This is a genomic window from Flagellimonas marinaquae (assembly GCF_023716465.1).
GTDB classification, from domain to species: Bacteria; Bacteroidota; Bacteroidia; order Flavobacteriales; family Flavobacteriaceae; genus Flagellimonas; species Flagellimonas alginolytica.
This window is the reverse complement of sequence record NZ_CP092415.1, coordinates 3,151,205-3,162,675: the sequence shown is the minus strand read 5'-3', so window position 1 is coordinate 3,162,675 and position 11,471 is coordinate 3,151,205. Positions and strand designations below refer to the sequence as shown.

6 protein-coding genes are annotated in these 11,471 nt (G+C 40.8%); 3 read left to right on the top strand and 3 right to left on the bottom strand.

Features of this window, described 5'->3' with window-relative positions; genetic code table 11:
* Complete coding sequence (locus MJO53_RS13990) at positions 1–687, bottom strand: prolyl oligopeptidase family serine peptidase (RefSeq protein WP_252079545.1); 687 nt, start codon at positions 685–687, stop codon at positions 1–3.
* A 48-nt stretch (positions 688–735) separates the two neighbouring features.
* Positions 736–1,257: a 5' nucleotidase, NT5C type gene (locus MJO53_RS13985; RefSeq protein WP_252079544.1), complete on the bottom strand. Its 522-nt coding sequence runs from the start codon at positions 1,255–1,257 to the stop codon at positions 736–738.
* Between the two features lie 190 nt (positions 1,258–1,447).
* On the opposite strand from MJO53_RS13985, the gene MJO53_RS13980 reads away from it, so the two are divergent.
* The gene (locus MJO53_RS13980; protein ID WP_252079543.1) at positions 1,448–2,338 is read left to right on the top strand and encodes an aminotransferase class IV; all 891 of its coding nucleotides are present in this window, start codon (positions 1,448–1,450) and stop codon (positions 2,336–2,338) included.
* A gap of 1 nt (position 2,339) precedes the next feature.
* On the opposite strand, the gene MJO53_RS13975 is transcribed toward MJO53_RS13980, so the two are convergent.
* On the bottom strand, positions 2,340–5,849 hold the full coding sequence (locus tag MJO53_RS13975; RefSeq protein ID WP_252079542.1) for a VCBS repeat-containing protein: 3,510 nt from the start codon (positions 5,847–5,849) through the stop codon (positions 2,340–2,342).
* A gap of 535 nt (positions 5,850–6,384) precedes the next feature.
* Here MJO53_RS13975 and MJO53_RS13970 point away from each other — a divergent pair.
* Together MJO53_RS13970 and MJO53_RS13965 are read left to right on the top strand one after the other, a co-directional pair.
* Entirely contained in the window at positions 6,385–9,585 is a 3,201-nt protein-coding gene (locus tag MJO53_RS13970; RefSeq protein WP_252079541.1) for a SusC/RagA family TonB-linked outer membrane protein, read from the top strand.
* A gap of 6 nt (positions 9,586–9,591) precedes the next feature.
* A complete protein-coding gene (locus MJO53_RS13965; protein WP_252079540.1) occupies positions 9,592–11,283 on the top strand; it encodes a RagB/SusD family nutrient uptake outer membrane protein in 1,692 nt (563 codons plus the stop codon).
* Positions 11,284–11,471: the final 188 nt, after the last annotated feature.

The window sequence follows — 11,471 nt, the reverse complement described above, 5'->3', positions numbered from 1 at the left end:
TCAATTTATCCGTTTTTGTTTGGTGAACCAAGTGTATAAAGAATCCGTAGTGTAGGCCCTGCTCCATGCATTGTGTCCTACTCCTTTGTAACGGGTATACCGTATATCTTGCCCCATGTTTCTCAATTTTTCCACCATCCTGTCAGATTCCTCGACCCCAATTACCTTATCCTCCTCTCCATGGAAAACCCAAATAGGCAAATCTCTATCTATCCAATGTGCATAAGGTACGGGCGCCATGCCACAAACTACCGCCATGGCCGCGAACTTTTCCGGATATTGTGTGGCCATTTCCCAAGCTGCACTTCCTCCACGGCTCAGACCGGTTAGGTAGATCCGTTTTTTGTCCACTCTATTGTTACTTGCCACAGAATCCATAAGTTGGACCACGGCTTGGGTATTCCACCATTTTTTAATGTGCGGGTTTTGCGGGGCCAAGACCAAAAATGGAAATTGCTTGCCCTCCGCCAACATTTTTGGGGGTCCGTTTTTCTTGATCTCACCTATATCCCTTCCCGATTCTCCTCCGCCATGTAAAAAAAGTAGTAGAGGGAACTCCTTATCGGAATCAAAATAGTCCTCTGGGTAGTATAAATAGTATTGTAGGTTTTCTACAGTAACGGCGTCCAGTTCGTCCTGAATTAAATGCGATTGTGCTGCGCACCCTTGCATTAAGAGCAGTAACATGGAACATACCGAAAATTTAAAAATGGACTTACACATTTCTGAAACAAGTTACAAAAGTTTATCCGCGATTTCTTTCCAACTATCGGCTCGTTCAAAATTTGACACATTTACATTGTGGGGCGAAGTAAACATTATGGACCTTCCGGAGAAGGATGCAAGATTTTTACTCCGATCATCAATTAGCACATCGCCTTTTAACACATGCTTATCTCCACATAAAATTCGTTTTTGCCATGAAATAAATGGGAAGTGCTTATCCAACCAATCCGATTTTTCCCTTAGGGACTGCGGAAATTCCATAGCTGCGGATGCTATGTACACATCGTGTTTTTCACTTAAAGCTTTGAGTACCTCTTGGCTATCGGCGATAATACTTAAATCCTTAAAAAAACAATCCCTGTAGGTATGGTCCTTTATTGTTTGCTGATGCTCCTCGGGCACACATTGCCAAACTTCTTTGCCGAAGCAGTCCTCCGCCTTTAATTGAGCATTGAACTCTTTATTATAAATATCTATATGGGCTTGGTATGCATCTGCGATCACCTCGTCCATATCAACAAAAATGGTCATGCCATAATTTTTTGTGAAGTACGGTAATACTCTTCATATTTAAAAACCAAGTTTATCAATGTTTTGTTAAGAGGTGGGCATTGAACCAAAAATGTGTTTTTATTCTAGATAAGTTATTTTTCGCCTCATTTGAATAAATTAATTTTGTAACGCTATAGTCAACTTCACAGAAATACTATTTTAAAAAACTATGATGTTACCCAAAGGAAACTATCCTGAAAAAATATACGTAAATGGTGAAATTTTTTCATCTGAGAATGCCAAAATATCCGTGTTCGATCGTGGCTTTCTATTTGGAGATGGTATTTATGAGGTAATGATGCAGCTGGAAAATGGTATTTTTTACAAGAAAGCCCATTTTGACAGACTCCAGTCCAACCTTAATAAAATTGGCATCGACTATGCCGTAGAGGAGATTGAAAGTGAACTGGACAACCTAATATCGGCCTCGAGTTTAACGGATAAAGCGTGCTTGATCTACATACAGGTTACGCGAGGAATTGCTCCCCGAAAACACTCGTACCCAAAAGGCGTTAGCGCAAGTGTAATGATGTATGCCCTGCCCTATTCGCTTCCGTTGGTCAACCCCACTCACATGAAATCCATACTAACTGCGGATTTTAGATGGCATCGATGCGATATAAAATCCACATCCCTGTTGGGCAATATTATGACCAATGAGTCTGCCGTGAGCGCCAATGCAAATGAAGCTACCTTGGTAAGACAGGGATTGGTCACCGAGGGGTCTCACAGCAATATATTTTTTGTGAAAGATGGCAAGGTAATCACGCATCCGGCCAATGAACATATATTGGCCGGCATTACCAGACGTATTGTTATCGGTCTTTGTAAGGATTTAAACCTTCCTGTAATCGAACAAGCTGTAGCCGAAACGGATATCGAACAAATGGACGAAGCCTTTTTTACGGGCACCACCACACAAGTAGCGTCCATTGCAGAATTGGGAAGGCATGTTTTTTATCGGAACGATCAAGTTGGCGAGGTTACCCGAAACCTACAAAGAGCTTTCTCCGAGCTAAGGAGCAGGGATACGGCACTGGTGGATTTAGGCCTCCGATGAATTATAACTTTAATGCAGTTAAAGGGTTGATTTTCCTTGTATTGCCCTTGTAATCCATTATTTTGATTTCTAATGTTTGTGATGGGTCGTATGTTAATGTACGCGAAGAATTTCCCAAATATGTATTTCCATAGGGGAATTCTATTCTTTGGCCTTTACCATTCTTTTTTGTGATTGTCACAAAAGCATCATTCGTCTGTAAAGTAATTGTTTTTCTTTCTTGGTTGTAGTATCCATATGCTGACATTTTTCCGGAGTTTATACCAATCAAAGCTGCCGAATTGCCATTTTTTAATCGAATCAATGCCGCCCCCTTGGCACTACCAGATAAATTAAGGCCGCTTTTCGAAGATTGGGCCATGGTAAAATTACCTTGCCCATCTCCCAATAAACAGTATCCTATGGATGCATCACTCCGTCCAATAAAAGGTTCTACATCGAATTGGTTCCCGGTAATCATTACATCTAAATTCCCATCGTTGTCAAAATCATCGGTCAACAAACCGAATGCAGGAGAGAATTGGACTTGTATAGGTAAATTTGATATTGTAAACTTTCCATTGCCCAAATTTTCGATATAACTAGATGCAAATTCATAGGCTTTTAACTGGCTTGCATCGTTTAATCCCGCTGCCTCCATTACTTCATCAAAATCTGCACTGGCGTAGGATTGATAGTCTTTGAAACTTCCTTTTAAAGCACTGATCTGGTCGACCAAAATATCTCTTGTATGTATCAAATGTTCTTTTCCCTCCCGGTAACAACTGATCAACGGGTCTATGGTCCCATTTCCATCCACGTCTTTGGTATAAATGGTAAGTGGTTGTTCCGGGGAACATTTAAAATCGCTGTTCAATCCAAAATTACCAACTACATAATCCATGTCTCCGTCGGCATCAAAATCTCCCGAAACTATGCTGTTCCACCACCCATTGGTATATTTTAAACCAGTGGAGTGGGTAATGTCCTCGAACTTTCCTTTTTTGTTTTTTAGGAAAGTGATTTCCATAAACTCCCCTACCACTACCAAATCAAACCATCCATCATTATCAAAATCGGTCCAGATGGCATCGCTCACCATCCCTAGTTCTTGACTGGACAATACTTCTTCACTGACATCGATAAATCTATCCGAATCGTTACGTAGGAGGTAACTTTTAGGGCTTTTGGGGTAAAATCCATTAACCACCCTACCTCCAACGAACATGTCCAGATCTCCATCTTGATCAAAATCGGCCAATTCAACACTGCCGCCCCTCGACTTTCTTTTCAGGAAGGGTTTACAGGTAAAATTTCCACTCCCATCATTATAATAAATAAAATCGGTGTATTCTTGGCGGGCCATTTCCTCAATTCCCCCTCCATCAATAGAAATAAGGTCTAAATCACCATCACCATCAATATCCGCAAATACTACACCCATATCTTCCCTTAAACCGGCACATGTGATTGACTGTTCCAAGAACTTACCATCTCTGTTCTGTATGTAAAGCTTACCTGGTTTCTCTTTTGTTCCTCCAATATAAAAGTCCTCCAATTCATCTCCATTTACATCTCCTACGGTAATCCCAGGTCCTAAATTTGTATTCATTTTTAGTAAGGTGGTCTGTAGTTTAAACTCATCAAAATCATCTTCGACATGTAGGTATTCCATTTCCATTTCCTTAATAATGTCACGAAATATCTTTGGGGAGTCTATTATTGCCCGACTCTTTTCAATTAAGAAGGATTCCGATTCGTCGAGTGTTATTTTTTGATTTGGCTCGATATTGAATAGGGTTTGGATGCCACCACTGTTCCATTTTACAGTTAAGGAATCTATCGTTTTTGAATCACCCAAACCAAAATGCATTTCCGAATCCATGGAGGAAAGGTAGCCTCTTACTGTGGATACAAACTTATACTGCGACTTTCCACCATGATAAATACGGACCTCCGTACCGGTGATATCTTTATTTCCTTTAACCTTAAAGTCCACTTTAAGAAAAGATGAACTGTTTGATGTGGCAAACTCGATAGTATTATTTTTATATATACTCGCAGGGTCGTCTATATTATTGATCACTAGGTCCAGGTCTCCATCATTATCCAAATCGGCAAAGGCCGCACCGTTGGAATATAAGGGCTTATCCAACCCCCAATCGGTAATTTTATCCGAAAAGGTAAGATCACCGTTATTCATATATATATAATTGGCCAATTTAACTTCCGGTAGATTACTGACCCGCTTTAGTTCTCCCTGAATAAGTTCGTCCTCGGTCTGGTATTTTGCGGGTCGCTGTGTATAGGATTGATAATCCAAGTTGGTAATATCTCTCCTGTACCCGTTGGTGATAAAAATATCGTTGAGCCCATCATTATCAAAATCGGCAATCAATGGCGCCCAGCTCCAATCGGTATTATAAATTCCACTGAATTGCCCGATCTCACTAAAAGTCTTGTTACCGTTATTGAGCTGCAATGTATTTCTAACGTATTGCGGGGCATAACCTATGGCCAAATTATGCGAGAAAACATCCAAGCTCGGTTTCATCATGGTTTGTTTTATCCGTTCATTGCTTTTGGGAAACATATCCACGGTTAAGAGTTCGGGTTTTCCGTCGTTGTTCAAATCGCCTACATCGTTACCCATGCCATTGTAGCTAAGATGCCTAAAATAGGTCTTAAGCTGATCGGTAAATGTACCATCACCATTATTGATGAACAAAAGATCATCGGTCAAGAAATCGTTGGAAATGTAAAGATCCAACCAACCATCGGTATTGATATCGCAAACGGACACCCCAAGACCGAATCCTTCCATGTTTATACCAGCCTCAAAGGAAATATCGGTAAACGTGCCGTCTCCATTGTTTCTGTACAACTTATCGGTACTACTGGCACTACCATCGTTCGTTTTATATTTAGAGGTATTTCTATTATAATCCACCAAGGCATTCGTAAGTACGTACAGATCACGGTCACCATCACTATCAAAATCAAAAAAAACAGACTGAACACTGTACCCGGTATCGGCTATGCCATATTCTCTGGCTTTATCCGTAAAGGTCCCATCGCCGTTGTTAACAAACATTCTATTGGCCCAATCCGATTTTTCCCACTCCCGAGTTCCACCCCGACTAACATATATATCCAAAAAACCGTCCTCATTGATATCTGTAAAGGTCACTCCATTGGACCATCCGGTTGAAACTATATTCGAAGATTCACTTATATCCTCAAAAACAAAGTCTCCTTTATTCATGAAAAGCTTATCGGATACCTGATTTCCAGTAAAGTAGATGTCCACTAGACCATCGTTGTTAATGTCACCGATACCAACTCCAGCGCCATTGTACATATATTCAAAACCTACAATGTTCATAGTATCGGTTTCTTGTAACCGATTATTGAAATCTATCTGGGTTGTTCTAGCATCCAATAATTCGAATAATGGTGCCCTTTTTTGATTCTTTGTACAGGCAACTATTAGAAATAAAGATATAATAGTGGTTTTTTTTATTATACGCATTGGTTTTGATTTGGTTGAATTAGTTTCAAACACGAAAGTTTTCCTTTTTAAATCGATTATGTTGGAAAATTCTGAAAAAGGACAATAGGTTATTAAATTTTTATTGGTCTTAAATTATCGCAGATGCTATTTTTAATTAAATCACATTTTTGGTTGTTTTTGTTATAAAAATATAAATGAATATCAAAAAGTGCTCTCGATTTTACCTACCTGAAAACGTTTGATGCCTTTAAAATTGCGATGTTAATAAAAAGTTAAGCCACTTATTGTCATTATCAGCTTCATTAATTGCACATACTCCCTAATTTTTACGAAAACGTTTGAGTACATTGTTATTTTGTTGCATTCATTGCGAATATATCACCTACAAATGTATTTAATTGTGTTTTTCGCATTTTTATTTATTAATTTGCTTTTGTAAATATTATATTTTTTTAACGTTTTTAAAGCTTATTAAATATTTTTTTAGCTTTTTTTTTGGTTTAATAAAAATACCGTTTACAAGTATTGACTAACTAGACAAACATTAACCACTATGATTGAAAACAATTGTTCATGGTCCAAACACGGAAGACCATGTCTATCTCTTACTCTAGGCTTTTTATTGATGTTTTTCAGCAGCACAATGATCAGAGCCCATGAAAATCCTTTTAAGGCAATACAGACTGCCGATCAAACACAAATTACAGGAAATGTGACCGATCAAAATGGAGATCCTTTAATCGGTGCCAATGTTTTGGTACAAGGAACTACCAACGGTACACAAACAGACTTTGATGGCAATTATGTGATAAGTGCCGACAGCAATGCGACTTTGGTATTCAGCTATGTCGGATTCTCTACACAATCAGTGCCGATAAATGGCCGGTCGGTTGTTAATGTTTCCCTTTCGGAGGATGCCAGTCAACTTGATGAAGTAGTAGTGCTTGGTTACTCTACACAAACTAGGGGAGACTTAACCGGTTCCGTAGCTTCAGTGGACCTTTCTGAAGCAACAAAAGCACCCATTGTAAACGCCGCCGAAGCTTTGGAAGGCAGGGTTACCGGTGTGTCCCTGATCAATTCGGGCGTGCCCGGTTCCGCCCCGACCATTCGTATTCGAGGTTTTGGCTCGACCAATGGTAACGATCCATTATTTATTATCGATGGTGTACAGACTACAGATGGTTCTATCTTAAATGCCATTGATCCTGCAGATATTCTTCAAATGAACGTGTTAAAAGATGGTGCGGCATCCATCTATGGGGCAAGGGCTTCCAATGGAGTTGTAATTGTTACCACTAAAAATGGGGGGTACAATATGGAATCTGCCGAGATATCTTTGGATATGTACACAGGTTTCTCAAGAGCATCCAATCTTCCTGGGCTTTTAAATGCCCAACAACATGCACAAATGTTTTGGGATAGTTTCAGCAATGTTGGACAAGCTCCATCCCACGCGCAATATGGAGACGGGGCCTCTCCTGTTGTGCCTTCAACTATCTTGGGTGCTCCCGAACCTGTAAACGCCAGGTCAAGTGGCACTTGGTTTGACGATATCTACAGAAGTGCTCCAACACAGAACATATCCCTACGCATGGAAAATGGAAATGCGGGTGCCAAATACTCAATGACCGCTTCATATTTAAACCGTCAGGGAATACAACTGGAATCGTCCTTTAAAAGAGGGTTGACCAGAGTTAATTCAGAGTTTAAAGTAGGCGAAAAAGTAAGGATAGGGCAGCATTTAAACGTATCTTTTGCCAATAGCAATTCCCCAAAAAATCCAAATACAAGTCTTGGAGGAAGCCCTTTGATGTTGGCTATGAGGAACTCCCCACTTTTACCGGCATATACCAATGCAGGAAACTTTACCGGTACATATTCCAATGCTTTGGATTTATCCAATCCAACCAATCCGGTCGCAGATTTAAAAAGAGCTGGAGATAATTTCTACAAAACATTTAGAATTTTGGGAGACATTTATGCCACTTATGAAATTATCGACGGGCTAACAGCCAAAACTTCGATCGGTGGAGATGCGGAATTACTTAGTACAAGGGCATTTTTGCCAACCAACCCAGAGCATTCCGAGGCTAGGTCCACAAACTCACTTACCGAATCGGATACCGATAGTTACAGCTGGATTTGGACCAATACGTTGAATTACAATAAAACGTTTGGAAAGCACAACGTGAATGCACTGGTCGGTGTTGAGGCATTGGAAGATAGAAGCAAGTTTAAATCTGTAACTGTTACCGACTTCCTATTTGAGACACCTGATTATTATCTACCGGATACAGGTACTGGAGACCCCATCGTAAGCGCCGGAGACAACACCACTTCTCTTTTTTCCGTCTTTGGTAGCGTAAACTATTCGTACGACAACAAATACTACCTAACTGCCACTTTACGTAGGGACAAATCTTCCAATTTTTTAGGAAACAATCAAAGCGACACCTTTCCAGCGGTCAGTGCAGGCTGGTTATTAAGCGAAGAAAACTGGTTTAACGTAGACTGGTTGAACCGCGTAAAGTTCAAAGCCTCATATGGTGAATTGGGAAACCAGCAGGTTCCTGTTGAAGGGCCTACGCTAACCCAAGCAGGTATAGATGTCGGTCAGACCAACTACGCATTTAATGGATCTGGGGCACCGGCAACGGGAGCAATAATTAGAGCCATTGGTAACGAGGGATTACGTTGGGAAACATCGCAAACAAGCAACCTTGGAGTGGAATTGGGCTTTTTGGATAACCGTTTGAGCGTGGAATTTGAATTATTTAAAATAACAACCGAAGATTTAATTGCACAAGACTTGCAATTGATCAGTACTACGGCTCCAGATGCAAATGCCCCTTTTGTAAATTTGGGAAGTATTGAAAACAAAGGGTTTGATCTTGCAATAGGTTATAGAGATCAAACAGAGTCTGGATTCTCCTATGGAGTTGACCTCAATGTTTCTTCATATAAGAATGAAGTAACGGAACTAATCAACAGTCAGCAATTTGGCGACCCTGGATTTAGGGGTGGTGCCATAACCGTAACCGAAGTGGGCGAACCTATCTCCTATTTTTATGGGTTCGATGTAATTGGAATATTTGAAAGCGAATCCGAGGTTGCATCCTCACCGGACCAACAGTTTGAAAACGATGCCGATGGTGTGGGTCGTTTTAAATATAGGGATGTTGATAACAATGGTGTAATCAACGATTCGGATAGAACCAAAATCGGTACACCCCATCCCGATTTCACCTATGGTATCAACCTGAGCCTCGGTTATAAAAACTGGGACCTGTCCGCCTTCTTCTCCGGAGTGCAAGGTAGGGACGTATATAACTATTCCAAGATATTTACGGATTTCCCAACTTTTTTCTTCGGAAACAGAAGTACGCGAGTACTGGATTCTTGGTCTCCGCAAAATACCAATGCAACACTTCCAGCACTTGGAACCTCTGTGGTTAACCGGGAAACAAGCCCTAACTCTTATTTTGTCGAGGACGCATCATACCTAAGATTAAGAAACCTTCAAATTGGATATTCACTTCCTGACACGGTTTTGGATAAATTGGGCATAAATCAAATTCGTTTATACCTACAGGCCTCGAACCTGTTTACCATAACGGATTATAGTGGAATGGACCCTGAAATCCCGATTCTCGTTTCCGATGGATCGGTGGACAACTTAACACAAGGAATTGATACCGCTCCGTATCCCTTGGCTCAAATTTACACGTTTGGCGTTAACTTAAAATTTTAAAAAAAGATGATCAAGAAAATATTAATTATTGCTATACTGATAGGTTCTGCATATTCATGTAAAGATGATTTTACAGAGCAGACCCCGATTGGTGTTCTCTCTGAAGAGGCAACGGCCAATGCCACGGGAGTAGATCTTTTATTGACAGGCGCCTATTCTGCTCTGGACGGAGTTCGACAAAACCAATTGGGCAATGGATTTGCCATAAGCCCGGATAACTGGTGGTGCGATGCCATGTCCGACGATGCCCACAAAGGAAGTACGGACGGGGACCAAGTGGAATTGTTCCAATTGGAAACCTATGATATACAGACAAGTAACCCGTACCTTTTGGGAAAATGGATGTCCCTGTATGCCGGTGTAAACCGCTCCAACGCGGTAATAGCATTGATAGCATCTATAGAAGAGGGAGATTTCTCAGCCCAACTGGCCGAAGCCCGTTTTCTAAGAGGATATTTCAATTTTGAATTGCAAAAGATGTTTGGAAATCCGGCATATATTTCTGAAGAAAATTATGTGAATACTGAGTTCAATCAGCCAAATCCAGGTCCTATTTGGGACCAAGTGGAAGCAGATTTCCAATTTGCTATAGACAATCTACCGGAAACCCAATCGGATGCCGGTAGGCCAACTTCATGGACCGCCAAAGCTTTTCAAGGAAAAACGCATCTTTACCAATCGGATTGGGGAACTGCACTTACTCTGTTCCAGGATGTTATAAACAATGGACCTTACGCTTTAAACACTGAGTTTATTGACAATTTTAATGCAGCTGGTGAAAATTCACAAGAATCTATCTTTGCGGTACAATATGCAGCAGATGGCGGACAATCCCTTAATGGGAACCAAGGCGGAACACTGAACTTTCCCGGAGGTGGCCCCATAAATACCTGTTGTGGTTTTTACCAGCCAACACAGGATTTGGTAAATGCTTTTCAAACGGACGGTAATGGCCTTCCCTTATTGGACACATTCAATCAGACAGATGTAACCAATGACCAAGAGGTTGCTACAGATGAGCCCTTTACTCCTCATACAGGACCGTTGGATCCAAGATTGGACTACACTGTAGGCAGAAGAGGAATAGACTACAACGGATTTGGAATAATGCCCGGCCAAGAATGGATACGAGCAACAGATGCGGATATTTCCGGGCCCTATCTTTCAAAAAAGAACATGTATCAAGCAGATGAACTGGATGCCAGTCAAGGAACAGGTGCTTGGGGACAACAGCATTCCGGACTTAACTACGCTATAATGCGTTATGCGGATGTACTTCTTATGGCTGCGGAAGCAGCCGTTGAAACCGGTGATTTACCAACCGCACTTAATTATGTGAACCAAGTTCGAAATAGGGCTAAAAATTCGTCCTATGTATTAAATGAAGCGGGGGACGCACCAGCCGCCAATTATGAAATTGAACCGTACGGATCCTTCCCTGATGCAGATTTTGCCCGACAGGCAGTCAGGTTTGAAAGAAGACTAGAACTAGGTATGGAAGGTCATCGATTGTTCGATTTGAGAAGGTGGGGTGTATCCGCATCGATATTGAACGCTTATGTCGCCAATGAAGGTAGAACAATTTCAACAATAGAATCAAAAGTTCGGGACTATCAAGCATTCATGGATTTATTCCCAATTCCAGTTACCGCCATCGATTTGAGCGGTGGCGCCTTAAAACAAAACCCAGATTATTAGAGATAGTTAGTTTAATTGAGTTTAGTTTAACGCTTTTCGTTTAATCTGAATGGCCCTGTTTTAAAACAGGGCCATTTTTTGTTCCATACGACGTCAAAATCCAATTTTTCATCCTACGCAGAAATAACTTATAGCTCTTTAGCTAAGAGCGTTACAATCCGTTAAGTCGATAAATCTTGTACATCAAC